The organism is Paenibacillus hemerocallicola (genome assembly GCF_006265175.1).
Lineage (GTDB): Bacteria > Bacillota > Bacilli > Paenibacillales > NBRC-103111 > Paenibacillus_AB > Paenibacillus_AB hemerocallicola.
Map to the genome: position 1 here is coordinate 159,256 of NZ_VDCQ01000011.1, position 18,152 is coordinate 177,407.

The following is an 18,152-nucleotide window of genomic DNA, read 5'->3' on the forward strand; positions in this document are numbered from 1 at the left end:
TACGCACATGACGAGCGTATTGAACGAGCAAGAGTATTACCGGATCGTATACGGCGGTTGGCTGGGCAAAAATATCGGGGGGACGCTGGGTGCGCCCGTGGAAGGCAAGAAGGAGCTGCTGCAGCTGACCTTCTATCCGAAGCTGCCGGACGGGCCGCTCGAGAACGACGATCTGGATCTGCAGCTGGTGTGGCTTCACGCTTTGGAGCAGTACGGGCCTGCCTTGACCGCGCGCGAGCTGGGACAAGAGTGGGTGGAGCACGTGTTTTTCCCTTACGACGAATACGGTTATGCGCTTTCCAATTTGCGCAGGGGACTGCTGCCGCCGGTGGCCGGCTGGTTCAACAACCCGTTCACGAACTGCATGGGTTCCCCGATCCGCTCCGAGATATGGGCGATGGCGGCGCCGGGCGCGCCCGAGGTTGCCGCCCGCTATGCATACGAGGATGCGATCGTCGATCATGCCGGAGGCGAGGGTGTCTATGGGGAAATGTTTTTTGCGGCGTTGGAAAGCGCTATCTTCATGGAAAAGGACCGGGACCGGCTGATCGAGATCGGCTTGAAATATATACCCGCCGATTGCCGGACGGCGCTTGCCTTGAAAGATTTGATTGCTTGGCATAAGGAAGGCTACGGCTGGACCGAGGCGCGCGAGCTCGTGCTGAAGCACCACGGCAACCCCAATTTTACCGACGCTCCGCAAAACATCGCCTTCACGATGCTCGGCTGGCTGTATGGCGATAATTTCGAGGACGCGATATTGAAATCGGTCAATTGCGGTTACGATACGGACTGTACGGCCGCTACGCTCGGCGCGATACTCGGCATGCTGCTCGGGCCTGAAGGACTTCCCGAGAAATGGGTCGCTCCGGTCGGCGACCGTGTAGTCGTCAGTCCGCCGATCAAAGGATTTCCGGCGCCGAAAAATCTCGACGAGCTTACGCGCCGTACGATCCGCGTGGGCAAGCAAATTTTGGCCGCTTGGGATACGGACATCGTGGTTCATTCGGAACTGCCGACCTCATGGAATCGGGGCATTACGGACGGTTACGCGCTGCGCGATCTATGGGAGAGCAAAGCGACATCCAACCGTTACTTGCTGCCGGAAGGGTCGATTCAAAGTCCCGATGCCGAGCTTGTGATCGATTATGGGCAAAATGGACCGGCGATCGGGACGGGCGAATCCGCCGTGCTTCGGTTCGAGTTCACGAACCGTTCGGGAGTCGCTCTGGAAGGCAGCGTCGCGCTGGAGCTGCCTGAGGGCTGGTCGGGTCCAGGCGAACGCTCGGTTACGCTTCAGCCCGGCGAAGCTTTCCGCTGGGAGGCGGAAATTCTCGCATCGGACGCGGTGGAAGCGGTCAACCGACTCGAGTTTGTATGGAAGCGAAGCCACGATAACTCTCCATGGGCCGAACAGCGGGTCGCTTTTACGCTTGTCAGGGCTTCGCGTTGGACTTTGGCCGGCCCCGATGGCGGGGAAGGGACCGATGCCTATATAGCGGGCAACCGTCTCGATTGGAAAAGCGCCGTCGGAGAAGAAGTGGACGGGGTATACCGCGCGAAGTCGACCTTGTACAATCCGGTCGAAAGAGAGATCCGGCTGATCGCCGCGGCAAACGGTCCGGTGACGATGAAATTGGACGGTCAAGCCGTGATCGAGTGCGGAGACACCTTGGAGTTCATGCCGGCGTACCATCGCGCGCCGCGCAAGCAGCTGGTCGAGCTCGTGTTGACTGCCGGAATTCATGAAGTGGAGATCGAAGCCGTTAGAGCCGGCAAACCGCTGGAGGTTTACGTGCTGCCGATATCCGTTCGCAATACGTCCTCTCCCGGACCGCACTATTTCTACACCGACGTCTTGTGGGGAGCCCGATGAGAGTCGATTCCCATCAGCACTACTGGGAACCCGTACGCGGGGACTATGGCTGGCTGCGGCCGGATAAAGGGATTTTGTACGAGAACTATTTGCCGGCCAGGTTGGAACCGCTGCTCCGTCAATATAGGATGGAATATTCGATAGCGGTTCAGGCCGCGCCAACGGTCGAGGAGACGCGATACCTTCTGGCCCTGAGCGATATGTACCCGACTATAGCCGGCGTCGTCGGATGGCTCGATTTCGAATCCCCGTCGTTCGGGGAGCAGTTGACCGAACTGCGCCGTCATCCGCGGTTTATCGGCGTCCGGCCGATGATTCAGGATTTGCCCGCCGATTGGCTGCTCCGGGAGCAAGTAGTCGGGCATATGCGCCTGCTGGAGAAGGAACGGTTCCCGATCGATTTGCAGCTTCGGCCCCATCTGTTGGAAAGTGCGGTCAAGCTGCTGGAACAGGTCCCCGGGCTTCATGCGGTCATCGATCATATCGCCAAGCCGGTGTACGGCGTCTCGTTCCAAGCATGGAAAGACGGCGTTATGCGCCTGGCCGACTACCCGAATATGATGTGCAAGCTGTCCGGCATGGTACCGGAGGCCGAAGCGGTTCCGTGGACCGTCGAGGCATGGAAGCCGTATGTCGAGACCGTTCTGGACGCCTTCGGGCCGGAACGGGTCATGTACGGAAGCGATTGGCCGGTATGCCTGTTGTCAGCGAATTATGGGCAAGTGTATGAATCGCTAGCTGCATTGTTGCCCGAAAGCTGGAATGAAGCGGAGAGAGCGGGCGTGTGGGGCGGGAATGCGGCGCGGTTTTACCGCTTGAGGATAGCGGCGGAGTAAGACGAGAGAGCCGGCATGGCGTGGAAAGCGTCATTATCGCGAAAGGCGGGAAGAGTTTCTTGTGCGGAATATGCACAAGGGGCTCTTTTCCGTATATATGGTACCGTTTATTTGAACTACATCGAGTAGGTTGTCGCTGAATAGCGGCTCGCGGTCGATGTGACGTATATGTCGTATTTGCGCTACCGGCCTTCCGGCAACATGAAAAGGCGCCCCGAAGGACGCCTGTCGCTGCGTATTGATTCAGTGGCAATCCGGCGCGGCATTATACGTAATGGTATCGCCGCTCAGAACGATAAGAGGCTGAGGCACGTACGGTTTGGCTTCGGCTACGTTTGCCCGATCCTTTTGCCCGTATACCGCTATAATAACCGCTACAATGGCGATAGCGGGAATCGTTATCCATTTTTTCTTCATCATATGCGCCAGACTCCCTTCCGCTGCATGAACCTATATACGGGTATTGTACTGTATTTCTTACAGAAATACTAGGGATTTTTTCGGGCGGTATTTTCGCTTCATTTATTTCTAAGTGTCTCCAAAGTATGCCGCGCGACAAAACAGGTTATGCATGGATGCTCGGAGGGACAAAAGAGAAGGCGCCATCTCGAGGTCTGTTCAAACGGTTCAAGGATGTTGCTCTTTTGCCGCCAACGATCGCCGCAGTATCCCCGATGATTGTTGTCCCCGTGCCATATGGTAATCCCTAGCTCATGCGCGGCATTGTGTCCTTTCGCGACGGCCCCCAACTGTTCGCTAACGAGACGGATTCTATTCCTCAATGACGTTTTTCCTTCCTATTCCCGTAATGAAAGTTGCTTAATCCATTGCACATAACGAGCTTGCAAAAACCTAACACGTCTTGCAGAGCGGCATTTCGAACCGGGCTGAAAATTTGTGTAGGTAGATTTTGCAAAATTATTGAAATCGATGTAACTTTTTTCGCCCGAGCGACGTCTATTCCTTTGTATGAACTCTATATGAACGACAGATAGGAGGGAGAGTCAGGGGATGGGCTGGCTAAAGCGTGTCACCGCAAATACAAAAAGGGAAACGACGCCTACCGATCCGCTGCCTGAAAACGCCGGGGACATGACGGCAGATGGGCCGGAAGCGCTGCGGGAGAGTGCGGCCGCTGCCGAGGCGCATGCCCGCGACGATTCGCAACCGTATTACGTACCGACGGGCGTGGGAGAGCCGGTCGCGAGCGAGCCGATATTGACCGTAAGCCGGGTTGAAAGATCGTTTCAGGTAGGCGGACAGCAGCTCCACGTGTTGAAAGGAATCGACATGGAGCTATTGCCGAACCGGTTGGTTATGCTTCGGGGACGCTCGGGCTCGGGCAAAACGACGCTGCTCAATATGATCGGCGGGCTGGACCAGCCGAACAAAGGCGAAATTTATTTTATGGGCAACCCGTTCCACGAATGGAACGATGATAAGCGGACGGAAGTAAGAAGGAAAAGAATCGGATTTATTTTTCAATCGTTTGCGCTCATGCCGCTATTGTCCGCTTGGGAAAACGTCGAGCTGTCGCTCCGCATGGCCGGAGTGCCGCGTTCCCAGTGGAAGCCTAGAGTGCAGCATTGTTTGGAGCTCGTCGGACTCGGCAAACGGATGCACCACCGCCCGTTCGAGCTGTCGGGCGGCGAGCAGCAGCGTGTCGCCATAGCCAAGGCGATCGCGCATCGGCCTACGCTGCTGCTGGCGGACGAACCGACCGCGGAGCTTGATTCGCAAATGGGGGCGCAGGTTATGGCCGTGTTCCGGGACATTATCCGGACCGAGCAGGTAACCATTTGCATGACGACCCACGACCCTACGATTTTGGAGGTAGCCGACCATGTCTATCAAATGGTTGACGGAAAATTCATTCATACATAAACGGTCCGGAATCCGGTCCAAGACGGTTGTATCCATCGTACTCGCCGCGTCCCTGTTGACCGTGTCGGGCTGTTCGCTGCTTCCGAAGGAAGCCGAGGAAGAGACGCTCCCCGCGATCACGCCGCCGAAGCTCTCCGCGAAGCCGGAATACGCCGTCAAGACGACGACGCTGGAGACGAAGCTGCGGGGCGTCGGCAGGCTGATGTCGACGAAGGAAGAAACGCTGTATTTTACGCAAGAAGAGAGCCGCAGGCTGAAGGACATTTATGTGAAGACCGGCGACGCCGTGAAGGCCGGCCAACTGATCGCGGAGCTGGATGTGACGACGCTGGAAAGCGATTTGCGGCAGAAAAAACTGCAGCAGCGCAGCGAAGAGCTGAAAATGATCGAAATTTTGCGCAAAAATGACGGCTCCAAATCGGCCGAAGAGCTCGAGCAGGCCAAGATCCAATTCGAGCTGAAAAAGGAAGAGCTCGCCAAGCTCGACCAATCGATTTTCAAGGCGAAGCTGACTGCCCCGTTTGACGGAACGATCGTCTCCGTCTCGGTCAAGAAGGGCGACAATATCCAGGCTTACGACGATATCGCCATCATTGCCGACCTGAATGTGCTTACCGTCGCCGCCGAATTGACGGCCGACGATCTGAAGAAAGCGGCCGTCGGCATGGAGGTCGTCGTCGACATCAATTCGGCCGGTCAGCACAAGGGCAAGGTGAAGCAGCTGCCGCTTCCGAAGAAAGAGACGGGTCAGGGCCAAGGCACGGGAGGCCAAGGCCAGCAGAAGGTCATCGATTCGATCGACAATTATTTGCTCGTGGAGCTTGATTCGTTTCCGCAAGGACTGAACCGCGGTACGCCGCTCAGCATCTCGGTCATTACGCAGCGCAAAGAGAATGCCATCGTCATTCCAGCCGCGGCACTACGCACTTATTCCGGACGAAATTACGTCCAGGTCGTAGACGAGAAAGGGAACAAACGGGAGGTCGACGTCGAGATCGGCCAACAAACGTCCACCGAAGTGGAAATCGTCAAAGGCCTGCAGCCGGGGCAAAAAGTGGTGGGGAGATAACGCCAATGCCAATGCTCCGATTTTTGTACCGCAAGATGTGGAACAACCGCTGGATGACGCTGAGCACGCTGCTCGGACTCATTGTCGCGGTTTCGTTCACGACCAGCATTCCGATGTACTCCGACGGCTCGCTCAAGAGGGTCGTCGCCAATACGCTGCTTGAAAATACGGACGGCTTGCCGCCCGGCTCGACGCTTATCCGGTATCAGGCGGTCGGCTCCGACAAGGCGGACCTCGAATCGCTGAAAGATGTCGATACGTATATCAAGGAAGATATTCCGAGCCAGATCGGGTTTCCGGTCAATACGTACGTCAAGACGTACTCGATAAGAGGCTCTCAAGTAACCCCGGTCGACCCGACGAAAACGGACCCGAGCAAAAGGCGTCAAATGACGATTTCCTCGTGGAGCGGCTTGGCCGACCATGTCGAGATGTCGAACGGCAATCCGTTCTCCGATCAAGTGAAAAACGGGGTCATCGAAGCGATCGTATTCGAGGAGGCGATGTACCGCAACGACTTCCGTGTCGGGGATGAATTCAACTACCCGTTAACGGGAGGACTCGGGATCGCGCCTCTGAAGGTGAAGGTCGTCGGGACGTTCAAGCCGAAGCAGGAGGACGATCCGTATTGGTATCAAGGCTTCGAAGGTTTGTTGAACAGCTTGATCATAAGCGAAGAAGTTTTTCAGAACGATTTGCTGCAGCAGAAAAAAATTCCGCTCAACTTGGCGAACTGGTATTACGCCTTCGACTTGAGAGAGATCAAGACAAGCCAATTGTCCGACCTGTCGCGCAAGCTCGACCGGCTCGACATTACGCTGTATCAGAAGCTGAAGGAAACGAAGATCGATTTTTCGTTTAAAGATATGCTTTCCGAGTTCAAGAAGCAAAGCTTGCAAATGCAGATGATGCTGTTCACGCTGGCGGCTCCGATGATTGCCATGGTCTTTTACTATATCGTCATGAACGCCCGCCAATCGCTCGATCGTCAGCGGAGCGATATCGCGGTGCTGCGGAGCCGGGGAGGAAGCACGAGGCAAATCATCTGGGTGTATTTGCTGGAAGGTTTGCTGCTCGGGGGTATCGCGCTCGTCATCGGACCGATGCTGGGCTGGATGATGGCCAAGGGGATCGGCTCCTCCAACGGCTTCCTCGCCTTCGTGGACCGAAAAGCGGTACCGGTCGGGGTAACGAAGGAGGCTCTGCTGTACGGCGCCGCCGCGGTAGCTCTCGCTATCGTGGCCAGCGTCGTGCCAGCGGTCTCGTTCGCCAGATCGTCCATCGTCAGCTACAAGCAGCAATTGGCCCGTTCGGACCGCAAGCCGGTGTGGCAAAGATGGTTTCTCGATATTTTGCTCATCGCCTTGGCCGGGTATGGCTATTATACGTTTCAAAACGTTCAGATTTTGGCGGCGAGAACCGGGCTGACGAACGATCAGCTGCAAGTGCATCCTTTGCTGTTCTTCGTTCCGGCGCTATCCATTTTCGCGCTCGGCCTGTTTTTCCTTAGGCTGTTTCCTTGGCTGCTGAAGCTTGCGAACTGGCTAGGCAAAACGTTTCTGCCCGTGCCGATCTATTTAACGCTCACGCAGCTGTCGCGGTCGTCCAAGGCGTATTATCCGCTTATGCTGCTGCTCATTTTGACTTTGGGACTCGGCGTATACAACTCTTCCGCCGCCCGAACGATCGATTTGAACTCGACGGAGCGGACGCTGTACCAGTACGGCACCGATGTCATCCTGCAAACCGTATGGGAAGGTTATTCGGAGGCTCCGGCACCTTCGCAAGGAGGCGGTCAAGGCCAGGGTCAAGGCCAGGGAAGCGGAGGTCAAGGGGGACAGGGAGGTCAGGGAGGCCAAGGAGGCCAAGGCGGTCAAGGAGGCCAAGGCGGTCAAGGAGGCCAGGGCGGAGGCTCCGGCGGAGGCGAGCAAAACTCGAAGGTATTGTTTATCGAGCCTCCGTTCGAGATGTACCGGACTATGGAAGGCGTAGAGCATGCCGCACGGGTTCTGCAAACGAAAGGAAATATCGTCGTATCCGGCAAATCGCTGGGCCAAGGTACGGTCATGGGCATCGACAATATCGATTTCGCCGAGGTGGCTTGGTTCCGCAACGATTTGTTCCCGGCGAATCCGCGTCAATATTTGAATCTGCTGGGAGCATACGAGCAGTCGGTCATTATCCCGGAATCGTTCGCGCAGAAGCATCAGCTCAAAGCCGGCGATTTGATCTCGATCGCCATCCAGCAGCAGATGGTCGAATTCGTCGTGGTCGGCATCGTGCCGTACTGGCCGTCGCAATATCCGGACCAATCGCCGTTTTTCATCGCCAATCTCGATTACATATTCGATCAGGCTCCGATCACGCCGTACGACGTCTGGCTCAAGATGGAACCGGGCGCCAAGCTGGCTCCGATCATCGAGTCGATGCAGGCGAAAGGCATCCAGCTCGTAAGCTACAAGGACGTGCGCAACGAACTGATCACGCAGAGCAAGCATCCGTCGCGCGGCGGCGTATTCGGCATATTGAGCCTGGGCTTCCTCGTGTCGGTGCTGGTATCTCTGATCGGTTACGTGCTGTACTGGTTCTTCAACTTGTCGAGCCGGGTCGTTCAATTCGGCGTGCTTCGGGCGATGGGGCTATCGCGCAAGCAGCTTACCGGCATGCTTCTGCTCGAGCAGGCGTTCACTGCCGGGCTGTCGATCGCGCTCGGCTTCGGCATAGGCAAGCTGACGAGCGTTCTGTTCCTGCCGTTTCTGCAAACCGCGGAAAACGCGAAGTTGCAAGTACCGCCTTTCCGAGTCGTGTTCGAAGCGAAGGACATGTATCAGCTGTATGGTGTCGTTGCCTTCATGATGGTAACGGGAGCGACGCTGCTCCTGCTGCACATTCGCCGGTTGAGAGTTCATCAAGCGGTCAAGCTGGGGGAGGAGCGGTAACCGATGATTCATTGCGAAGGGCTCGTCAAAATTTACAAAACCGACGAAATCGAAGTCGTCGCGCTGCAGGGACTGAACATATCGGTCGAGTCCGGCGAGATGATGGCGATCATAGGCAACAGCGGAAGCGGGAAGTCGACGCTGCTCAACATATTGGGCGGCCTCGATCGCCCTTCCGCGGGTCAAGTACGCGTCGGCGAATGGGATTTGCTGAAAATTACCGACGATCAGCTGGTCGAATACAAACGAAAGACGGTCGGATTCATCTGGCAAAACAATGCGCGAAACTTGCTTCCGTATTTGACGGCGCTGGAAAATGTGGAAATGCCGATGATGCTGAACGGAAAAGTGGACCGGGAATATGCCAAGCAGCTGCTCGAGTGGGTAGGATTGAAGGAACGTCTCCACAACAAGCTGTATCAGCTGTCAGGCGGCGAGCAGCAGCGCGTGGCGATCGCCATCTCGCTTTCCAACAGGCCTTCGCTGTTGCTGGCCGACGAACCGACAGGCTCCGTCGACACGCAGACGTCGGATCTGATCATGAATATTTTCCGCAGGCTGACGAAGGAGCTCGGGGTAACGATCGTGATCGTTACGCATGACCTGACGCTTGCCGGCAAGGTCGACCGGGTCGTAGCCATTCGGGACGGATTGACGAGCACGGAGTTCGTGAAGCGGAATCCGAATCTCGGCGCGGAAGGGGAAGAAGGCGACGAATCCGGTAAAGGCATCAAGGAAGGCCACGAGGAATACGTCGTACTGGACCGGGCGGGACGCTTGCAAATCCCCAAAGAGTTTTTGCAGGCGCTTGACATAACGAATAAGGCAACGATGGAATTCGACGGCAAGACGATTACGATCAAATCGCCAAATCAATTGGGGGGGAACAAGAAGTGAATACAGCAAAACCGAAGTGGCTCAAAACCGTAGCCAGCCTGACCATGATAGCTACATTGACCGTGCCGATATTGGCAGCATGTAATAAAGGAAGCGGAGCGGACGACAAGACGGAGCGGGTACTCCGCATCGCTACGCAATATTATGGAGAGGAAGACGAGTATTTCCGCCAGCAGTTCACGGAAATTTTCGAGTACAACAATCCGAATATCAAAATCGAGATCGTCTCGGCGATGAATCCGGATCAATACCGGTACGGCGGAAGACCGGAAGGGGAGAAGCGGGAAGATCCGAACGAGAAAATGAAGGAGATCATCAACGGGCCCAATCCGCCGGACGTGATCCTGATGAATTACGATCAGCTTCCCGATTTGATCTCGGGCAACATGCTCAAGCAGCTGGATACGGATATTACGAAGGATAAATTCGATTTGTCCGATGTCGTTCCGGCCGTAATCGACGGCATCAAATCGCTCGGCGACGGCAAGCTGTTCGCACTGGCCCCCACGTTCTCTTCGCAGGTGCTGCTGTATAACAAAAAACCGTTCGACGACGCCGGCGTACAGTACCCGAAGGACGGCATGACGTGGGACGAAATGTTCGATCTGGCGCGTCGGGTCTCCAAGGGCGAAGGCGAGAACCGGGTGTACGGCTTCTCGTTCAACCAGTACAGCTACGGCTCGAAAGAAAATTTGTTCTATGAAATGGGTACGTACTCGGCGCCGCTGCAGCTGCGCATGTTCAGCGACAATGCCGAGAAGATGACGGTCGACTCCGATGGCTGGGAAAAGGTATGGAATACGATGATCCAGCTGAGCAAGGAGAAAATTTTCCCCGAGCCGGTCGATTACAGCAAGATGGATGCGGTGAGACGGGCCGCCATGGACAGCGGGGAATACAACCCGTTCCAGAACAATACGTTCATGAACGGCAAGCTGGCGATGACGATCGGTCAGCAATACTCGATCAACGAACTCATTCGCGCCAATAAGAGCGCGGCCAGCATCAAAGGCTACACGCCGATCGATTGGGACATCGTTACGATGCCGACTCATCCGGAGGCGAAGGATGTGGGCGGCAACGTTTATTTGAACGGCTTGATGGGCATTAATGCCAAGGCGCAAAACCCTGCCGATGCCTGGAAGTTCATCAAATTCATCAACGGCGAGGATTGGGCAAGGCTGAAATCGAAGAGCGTCAATCAGCTCGTTTCCCGCGCCAAATATATTCAACCTCGCGAAGGCATGCAGTATAACATCAAGGCGTTTTATTCGCTCAAGCCGGTTCCGATGGAAAACGAAATGAGCAAGCTGTACCGCCAATACCAGAACATCGGGCAAGTCAACTCGATGGGGATGCAATATTTCAAGAAAGCGATAGAGGGTACGTCTACGGTACGCGAGGCGCTGAAGGAATGGCAAACAGCAGGCGACGCGGCGCTGAAGCAGATGAAGGAAAATCCGGACGCGCCGATCAACGTTATGCCGGGCGGCGGCAAAACGATGGCAATACCTATGGGCTAAATTCGTGTTGCAGACAGCCGGGTCGCGATTATGCGGGCCGGCTTTCGGCATTGCTGCGGAAATCCGAATTGTCCCATGCGGCTGAACGATTCATGCTATAATGGGATATACATGACAGGAAAGGTGAGATTTCCGTGCGAAAACGGGTTCATAGCAAAGAGGTCAAGGAAGCCGCTCTGCGCAAGCTTGCGGAACGCGGCGTACAATTGGAAGATATCGCGCTGATCGTTTACGAAATGCAATCTCCTTACAATATAGGATTGAAGATGGAGTCGTGCCTGGACAGCGTACGCGCGGTGCTGGAGAAGCGCGAGATTCAGCACGCCGTCTTGGTAGGGATCGAGCTGGATCAGCTGGCGGAGAAGAAGTTGCTTTCCGAGCCGCTGCAATCGATCGTGGAGACGGACGAAGGGCTGTTCGGCTGCGACGAGACGCTTGCGCTCGGCTCCGTTTTCGGCTATGGCAGTATCGCGGTTACGACGTTCGGTCATCTGGATAAGCATAAAATAGGCATCATCCAACGTCTCGATACGAAGGTAGGCAAAAACGTGCACACGTTTCTGGACGACTTGGTCGCAAGCATCGCGGCTTCCGCCGCAAGCCGGATCGCGCATCGATTGCGCGATGAGGAGGAACGGTCGGAGGAGGAAGGGAGAACCCCTTTGCTGCCGGAAGAAAACGCAGGCTGATTCTGAAATAATAGCAGATCCTATACAATCCCCGGAGATGTTCGGGGATTTTTTCTCGTCGTTTTGGGCGGAAGCCCGTAAAAAAATCGGCAAGTTGGGATATGCTATTAAAAGAAGAACATAAAGGAAAGGAACGATCGAACCTCATGAGATGGGTATATTGGGTCAAACTGTATGAGAGCAAATTCCAAGCGGGCTGCCTGGCCAAGCGCATGGAGGAGGACTGGTGGATCTACGGTTACGAGTGCCCGCAATCCGTGGAGGTGTACCGGTCCAGGAAGGGGCGCTTCGGAGTCCGGTACCAGCTTTAACCGGAGCAATAAAATAATTAAATATTTGTTGACATCCTAATCGGATATGGTGTATATTTATTTTTGTCGCTGTTCACAAAGGACGGTTTTTCCAACGACGCGGGGTGGAGCAGCCCGGTAGCTCGTCGGGCTCATAACCCGAAGGCCGCAGGTTCAAATCCTGCCCCCGCAATAAGTTTTTCCCGAATAAGGGCCCTTAGCTCAGTTGGTTAGAGCGGTCGGCTCATAACCGATTGGTCGGGGGTTCGAGTCCCTCAGGGCCCATCATCAATCTGTTTCCTAGATTGATAGATTGTACAAGTTATGCCGGGGTGGCGGAATGGCAGACGCACAGGACTTAAAATCCTGCGGGGGCGACCCCGTACCGGTTCGAGTCCGGTCCTCGGCAGTACAGCGCTGGATCACAGCCCATTTTCAAGCGAATCCTGTGAAGCGGTTTGACATGTTGAAGTCGTCTCCACACACGCAGGATTCAGCGAGAAAGCAATCACACACCTCTTTGGCTAGTATATGGCTGAGGAGGTTTTTATTTTGGCTATGAAGGGGGATGTTCTCTTGGAGTTCCGGACCGAGCGATTAATCATACGAGACTTCATCGATACCGACTGTCAGTCTGTTCATGCTTATGCATCGAACTCTTTGGTCACCAAGTATATGATCTGGGGCCCTAACACGGAGGAGCAGACGCGAGCCTTCATTCAACGATCCATTGAGATGCAGAATCAATTACCGCGCGTCGATTTCGAATTGGCCGTAACGCTTCGAGCGGGAGGCGGCTTAATCGGCGGTGTCGGGATCCACGTATCGGATCTGCAGGGAGAAATCGGCTATTGCCTTAACCCCGATTATTGGGGGAGAGGGTACGCCTCGGAAGCCGCCATGGAAATGATTCGTTTCGGGTTCAGGGAGCTGGGATTGCATCGCATATATGCAACTTGTCGTCCCGAAAATGACGGCTCGTCAGGAGTTATGAAAAAGATTGGAATGACGTACGAAGGACGCCTCCGAGAGCATATGTTTCATAAAGGGAAGTGGCATGATTCTTTGCAATACTCGATTTTGGAGCATGAATCGATTGAATAGCCATTTTCTCGTTCCCGGATCAGCTTATATATGACGAGTCAGGTTAAAAGGGATATACTTTATATTCTCCGTTGTTCGAAGAGAATCTTAAAATATTTCCATCTTCAGGCATACCTTCGAAATAAGCGCCAATACAACCGGTCGTACACCTGTGGCCGGATAGGAAAATGTTTAAATCCCTTCCGCCATATTCATTCTCAAGTTCGCGCATAAATCCAAAAACTCTTTTCATGTAGACACGGATTTCTTCAACGCCTTTATAGACACTGGAATCCGGAACGACTCCGGTCATTCTTACTTCGGCTTTCTTCAGGCCGTCAGCTTCGCCCAGATCAAAAACATCAAGTCTAATATCCATTATTGCTTTTTTACCCGTTGCGATCTCTGCTGTTTGCATTGCTCTTTCTTGTGGTGAGGAAAATACATGATCAAATTTTATAGGTTTGAGGTCGTCTCTTAAAGATTCGGCTTGTTTTATCCCATTTTCGTTTAACGGCAATCCCAGTCTGCCTTGAAGTCTTCCTTCTTTGTTTAAATCCGTTTGTCCGTGTCGAATTACGTAAATCAATGCATGCCCTCCTCATTGTGCAAATCTTCTTTTTCTGCGGCAATCCTGCCAGTCTTTTCAGTCCTAACAATTATAGAAGCTTGCGAAAATAGACGGCCGACTCCTGGTATCCGAGTCCTTTATAAAATGTTGCCGCTCTACGGGTTGCCAGCGCAATGAGTTGCGATTTGCGGAGTCTTGTCCATTCTTCGAAACAGTCCATAAGCTGTTTCCCGATTCCCTGATTTCGATAAGTCTCGTCGACCATGATTTCTTCTAACCACGATACACGGCCATTCGCATATAAAGTATAATGATCGAAACCCAAGCAATATCCAATCAATTTGCTATCATGCAGGGCAACTCTTAAGAACGCGGCTTCATCGGATAAGAGCTGACTCATGCTTTCCTGGAATTGTACTTTATCGGGTTCAAAAGATGTAGAAAACTGCTCGACTAATCTGAATAAATCGTCAAGCTCGTGCGCTTGGATCGGTCTGATGCATGTTTGCATTTCGGGCTCCTGTCTGAGCTTATTTTACTTAAACTTTCAGCATGATCACGACGATGGGAAACTGTATGGCACAATGTTATTTGGCTAGCATTACTTCCTCATTCGAATTCAAAGGATCGGTTCTCGGTCAGGGGCCAATTCAGGTCTTATTTGGTTAGTTTGTGAGCAAGTCAAGTATCTCCTTCGATACCACTGAAATATCCTGGGAACCGTCGATAGTTCGCAAAAGCGCCTTCACGGTATAGTACTCCGTCAAACTGTCTGTTAGCTCTTTGTTTATTCGAAGTCGTTCTTTTACTGTTGCTTCTTGATCGTCTTCACGGTGGATCAGCATTCCATTGCAGGAGTCACAACGGTCTATGACTGCAGAAGGGTTATGAATCATATGAAAGGAAGCACCGCAGCCCGAACAGACTCTTCGTCCAGTCAATCTGTCCAGCAGGATGCTTTCATCAACTTCAACATAGATGACGTGGTCGACGTGTCTGGCTTGACTTTTTAAATATTGCTCCAGTGCATCTGCTTGCACAACGTTCCGGGGAAATCCGTCCAAGAGAAAACCTCTATCACTGTCTGTATGATTAAGGCGCTGAAGCGCTAATCCTATCGTTACCGCATCGGGCACTAATTCTCCCTTGCTCATATACTCTTTGGCAAGTAAACCAAGCTCCGTCTGATCCTTCAAAGCTTTTCTAAACAGATCGCCTGTAGAAATATGCGGTACATGCAGATGATCGGTAATCGATTTCGCCTGAGTTCCTTTACCGGCACCTGGAAGTCCGAGCAATATTACGTTCATAAGACTCCTCCTTGATGAAATCAATAATATACGAAGTATAAGTCAACACCCACGTATTTCCAATGATTTTTTTGGAAAGAAGAGGAATTGCTTTGAAGCAAGTTTTTCATATAGGAGGAGAGATGCTCATCCGTCATCCCCCGATAACGCCTCGATCATGATTGCTGTCCCAAGCTTAAAACCGGAGGCAAAAGAAGCGGTCATGTTCATCCCGCTAGCTTGATGATATAAATCCAGTAAGCTTCGAGTTCATTGAAGTCTTCTTCGGAAAGCATTCCCTTCCATTTATCCAATGACTCGGATATTTTTCTGTGTATGGAGCGATATTGTGGGTCTCTAGAAATAATATTCTCATCAGGTCTAATCTTTCCGTGATAGAGTTCTTCTAAGATACTTTTCATTTGTTGTCTCCTTTCGACTTCATACAATTTTACAGGTTCCGAATGTCGAATATTAACTTTTATGCAGTATTTGCATAAGTTGAGATAGGAGTCGGTACGAAACAATTAACAAAAGGCTCGGTCACCGACAGGCTGCAAACAACCTGACGGCCACCGGGCTTTTTTGTTTGGACAATGGGTAAGAGGCAGTACATCGCTCGGATGATGATAAATCTACGTTTTTTTTATAAATTGTATCGGATTTCACAAACTGTTATCCCGCTTCTGTTATATAATCCTAATATGAGTCATTATACCTAGTTCAATGGAACCAAGCGGAGGAGAGTTTATGTCATTTTTCAAACGGCGCAGCATCGGAAAAGTTCTCGCTGTGACGATGCTATTCAGCGTACTTATGCCGGCGATCGCTCACGGGGAGGAGGAGCGGTTCAAGGACATCGCGGATTCGTATGCATCGCGAGAAATTAACCAGCTGGCGAAGACTGGCGTTTTATTGGGCTATGAGGACAAACGATTTCAACCTTCGAAAGCGATGACAAGAGCCGAGCTCGCCAAAATTATTGCGCTATTATTGGGGCTGGAGGAAAGCCCGGATAAGGCGGCTTCTTATCTGGACGTACGGGCTGACAGCTGGTATCGAGGGTATGTCGGGGCGCTCGCCGAAGCCGGGATTGTCGAAGGCTATTCCCATACGGCATTCTCTCCGGATTCGCTCGTTACACGCGAGGAGCTCGTCGTATTTTTTATTCGAGGGCTGGGTCTTGAAGCGACGGCGAAGCAATTGCCCGCCGAATCAAGCCTGACCGATTTGGCCATCGTATCCGAATGGGCGAGACCGCATGTGGCTTTAGCGCATCGCATCGGATTTGTCGATGGGATAGACAACGGGGATGGGACCGTTGCCTTTAATCCGAAGGAAAACGCGGAGCGTCAAGCATTGGCGCGATTAGCCTACGAGTTTCAACTTCATAAAGAGAATTATGTGAATGCGGCAAAGGCGCTTATAACGGGCGCAAAACCGGTAAAACCGGAGGCTGCCGAGGAAGTAGCCGAAAATGTGGACATCATGGACATCCGGGCGGTCGGCTTGACCGCGATTGAGGTAACATTCGGTTCGGCCGTCAAAACGGTACGAAAGTCCGATTATTCGTTTGACAAAGGGCTAACCGTCACGGACGCTGCGCTTAAAAGCGGCGCCTCGAACATCGTCGTGCTTACGATTGCCGGACAGCTGCCGGGTACGACATATAAGCTCGCCTATAAAGGAAGAGATACCGGCAAATCCGTTCTGATCGACAGCATGTTTTCTGGCGGGGGCTATTCCGGATCAACCGAAGGAACCGACGGCAATGAAAACGACACAGGAAGCGGCGTCGACACGATCGAGACGGTAATACGTCAACTGACCAGCGGCGTTGCGCAAGAGACGGTTACCATAACGGCATCAGGCACATACGGCTCAGAGAATGGCCCCGATACACCTGTAAAGCGTCTGATTATCGATCCCGGTCCGACAGGAGAAGTGACCATTCAGCACATCGTTCCCGAAGTGTTGGAGGTACTCTCCGGCGACGTCAACACGATCAAGCTGCAGCAGACGGTCATTAAGCAATTGAGAGTTAATGCGGTAAATAACGGCGGAAGAGATGTGCGAATCGAGACAAGGGACGGCACGTCGGTGGAAAATACGACTGTCGAATCGCAGGCGGTGCTGGAGTCGTCTTCTACGACAGGGAAGCTCGGAAAAATAAAGCTTGCTTCTTCGGCATCGGGCCGAAGTCTGACTCTCAAAGGAAATATCGACGACGAAGTAACGGTCGATGCGCCGGGAGCGCAAGTGAGCATCCAAGCTCCGTCGAACGGCAACCCGCTACCCACTGTAATCAATAAGCTTTCTTTGGCCAAAAATGCAAAAGTAAATACAGGCAGCGGAACGAAGCTTTCATCGGTCAACGTGACGGGACAAAACACTACAGTTGATCTAAGCGGACAAGGCAGCGTGTCAAGTGTGAATGTGGATCCTTCGGCAAGCGGCACAAAATTGAATCTTGGCGAGGACACGAACGTAAGCACGATTAATGCGGATTCCGACGTCACCCTAAGCGGTTCGCCCGACGCGATAGCCAAGGTCAAGACGGAAGGAAGCAGCTCGATTCAAGTAGATCCGAACATTCAATCAGAGGTCAAATACAAGGCATTGGCGAACGCGGTCGAAGCCATCGAAGCCGTGGGAAGGCCAATAACGTACTCCGCAGACTTGGAAGAAAAGCTTGTCCAAGCGGGCGTTGCTATGGAAATAGCCAAATTGCATGGCGTCCTGGACTCGGAAATTTTGAACCTGAACAAGCTGACCGCAGCCAAAGAAACCGTGAACGGGTGGAAGGAAAAAGTCGTTCAGGAGCGTCTGAACTTGGAGATCGGGTACCAAAGCGGAGACGACGCGGCCTCGGTCACAAAAACATTGACGCTGCGGACGACGAGCAGCCTCGTAGACTCCATTGTATGGACGCCCGACAAACCGGCGGTCGTTAATCCGTTGACCGGCGTAGTCGTCAGGCCGGTAGCGGGCGAGCCCGATGCAGTCGTAACGTTGACGGTCCAAGTCAGTTTGAACGGGTACTCGGAAATTCGTACATTCACCGTGAGCGTAAAAGCACAAGCTCCCGTTAACAACGAGAAGGCTGAAGCAATCGAAGCCGCGATAAAAGCGATCGAAGCGGTGGGGGCGCCCGTTTCCTATACTGCCGATCTAGAGGTGAAGCTTGCACAAGCGGACACTGCCAT

At 53.2% G+C, this 18,152-nt stretch carries 15 protein-coding genes, 3 tRNA genes and 1 pseudogene; 14 read left to right on the forward strand and 5 right to left on the reverse strand.

Annotated features, from left to right (window positions below):
- Window positions 1-7 precede the first annotated feature (7 nt).
- Window positions 8-1,876, forward strand: a complete 1,869-nt coding sequence (locus tag FE784_RS10665; protein WP_139602184.1) for an ADP-ribosylglycohydrolase family protein — start codon at window positions 8-10, stop codon at window positions 1,874-1,876.
- Entirely contained in the window at window positions 1,873-2,712 is an 840-nt protein-coding gene (locus FE784_RS10670) for an amidohydrolase family protein (RefSeq protein ID WP_139602185.1), read from the forward strand. The genes FE784_RS10665 and FE784_RS10670 overlap by 4 nt, the downstream gene beginning before the upstream one ends.
- Window positions 2,713-2,955: 243 nt before the next feature.
- Here FE784_RS10670 and FE784_RS40775 read toward each other — a convergent pair whose 3' ends face one another.
- Window positions 2,956-3,132, reverse strand: coding sequence for a hypothetical protein (locus FE784_RS40775; RefSeq protein WP_176706110.1), 177 nt, complete (start codon window positions 3,130-3,132; stop codon window positions 2,956-2,958).
- A 591-nt stretch (window positions 3,133-3,723) separates the two neighbouring features.
- Between FE784_RS40775 and FE784_RS10675 the strand changes: the two genes are divergently transcribed.
- The 11 genes from FE784_RS10675 (at window position 3,724) to FE784_RS10720 (ending at window position 13,107) form a co-directional block, all read left to right on the forward strand.
- Window positions 3,724-4,596 carry an ABC transporter ATP-binding protein gene (locus FE784_RS10675; protein WP_246131977.1) on the forward strand — a complete coding sequence of 291 codons (873 nt, stop codon included), beginning with the start codon at window positions 3,724-3,726 and terminating at the stop codon, window positions 4,594-4,596.
- Window positions 4,556-5,665, forward strand: coding sequence for an efflux RND transporter periplasmic adaptor subunit (locus FE784_RS10680; protein WP_139602186.1), 1,110 nt, complete (start codon window positions 4,556-4,558; stop codon window positions 5,663-5,665). The genes FE784_RS10675 and FE784_RS10680 overlap by 41 nt, the downstream gene beginning before the upstream one ends.
- A gap of 5 nt (window positions 5,666-5,670) precedes the next feature.
- The gene (locus FE784_RS10685) at window positions 5,671-8,604 is read left to right on the forward strand and encodes an ABC transporter permease (RefSeq protein WP_139602187.1); all 2,934 of its coding nucleotides are present in this window, start codon (window positions 5,671-5,673) and stop codon (window positions 8,602-8,604) included.
- A gap of 3 nt (window positions 8,605-8,607) precedes the next feature.
- Window positions 8,608-9,501 (forward strand): ABC transporter ATP-binding protein, encoded by an 894-nt coding sequence (locus FE784_RS10690; protein ID WP_139602188.1) that lies wholly within the window; start codon window positions 8,608-8,610, stop codon window positions 9,499-9,501.
- Window positions 9,498-11,024: an ABC transporter substrate-binding protein gene (locus tag FE784_RS10695; RefSeq protein ID WP_246131978.1), complete on the forward strand. Its 1,527-nt coding sequence runs from the start codon at window positions 9,498-9,500 to the stop codon at window positions 11,022-11,024. Before FE784_RS10690 ends, FE784_RS10695 begins: the two co-directional genes overlap by 4 nt.
- A gap of 134 nt (window positions 11,025-11,158) precedes the next feature.
- Complete coding sequence (locus tag FE784_RS10700) at window positions 11,159-11,713, forward strand: phosphatidylglycerophosphatase A family protein (RefSeq protein WP_139602189.1); 555 nt, start codon at window positions 11,159-11,161, stop codon at window positions 11,711-11,713.
- A gap of 146 nt (window positions 11,714-11,859) precedes the next feature.
- The gene (locus FE784_RS40780; protein WP_176706111.1) at window positions 11,860-12,024 is read left to right on the forward strand and encodes a hypothetical protein; all 165 of its coding nucleotides are present in this window, start codon (window positions 11,860-11,862) and stop codon (window positions 12,022-12,024) included.
- Between the two features lie 98 nt (window positions 12,025-12,122).
- Window positions 12,123-12,196: transfer RNA gene (locus tag FE784_RS10705), tRNA-Met, on the forward strand.
- 18 nt (window positions 12,197-12,214) lie between these two features.
- Window positions 12,215-12,288, forward strand: a tRNA-Ile gene (locus tag FE784_RS10710).
- Between the two features lie 41 nt (window positions 12,289-12,329).
- Window positions 12,330-12,412 (forward strand) — tRNA-Leu (locus FE784_RS10715).
- A 149-nt stretch (window positions 12,413-12,561) separates the two neighbouring features.
- A complete protein-coding gene (locus FE784_RS10720; RefSeq protein ID WP_342779091.1) occupies window positions 12,562-13,107 on the forward strand; it encodes a GNAT family N-acetyltransferase in 546 nt (181 codons plus the stop codon).
- Window positions 13,108-13,150: 43 nt separating this feature from the next.
- Here the strand turns inward: FE784_RS10720 and FE784_RS10725 are convergent, their stop codons facing one another.
- The 4 genes and pseudogenes from FE784_RS10725 to FE784_RS10740 all read right to left on the reverse strand — a co-directional run bounded on the left by FE784_RS10725 (window position 13,151) and on the right by FE784_RS10740 (window position 15,368).
- Window positions 13,151-13,675 carry a histidine phosphatase family protein gene (locus FE784_RS10725; RefSeq protein WP_139602190.1) on the reverse strand — a complete coding sequence of 175 codons (525 nt, stop codon included), beginning with the start codon at window positions 13,673-13,675 and terminating at the stop codon, window positions 13,151-13,153.
- A gap of 70 nt (window positions 13,676-13,745) precedes the next feature.
- Window positions 13,746-14,168, reverse strand: coding sequence for a GNAT family N-acetyltransferase (locus tag FE784_RS10730; RefSeq protein WP_139602191.1), 423 nt, complete (start codon window positions 14,166-14,168; stop codon window positions 13,746-13,748).
- Window positions 14,169-14,322: 154 nt separating this feature from the next.
- Window positions 14,323-14,967 (reverse strand): adenylate kinase, encoded by a 645-nt coding sequence (locus FE784_RS10735; protein ID WP_139602192.1) that lies wholly within the window; start codon window positions 14,965-14,967, stop codon window positions 14,323-14,325.
- Window positions 14,968-15,093: 126 nt separating this feature from the next.
- Window positions 15,094-15,368 (reverse strand): annotated as a pseudogene (locus tag FE784_RS10740) (DUF6809 family protein).
- Window positions 15,369-15,696: 328 nt separating this feature from the next.
- Here FE784_RS10740 and FE784_RS10745 point away from each other — a divergent pair.
- Window positions 15,697-18,152: S-layer homology domain-containing protein (locus tag FE784_RS10745; RefSeq protein WP_176706112.1), on the forward strand; the 2,456-nt coding region annotated here is incomplete at its 3' end.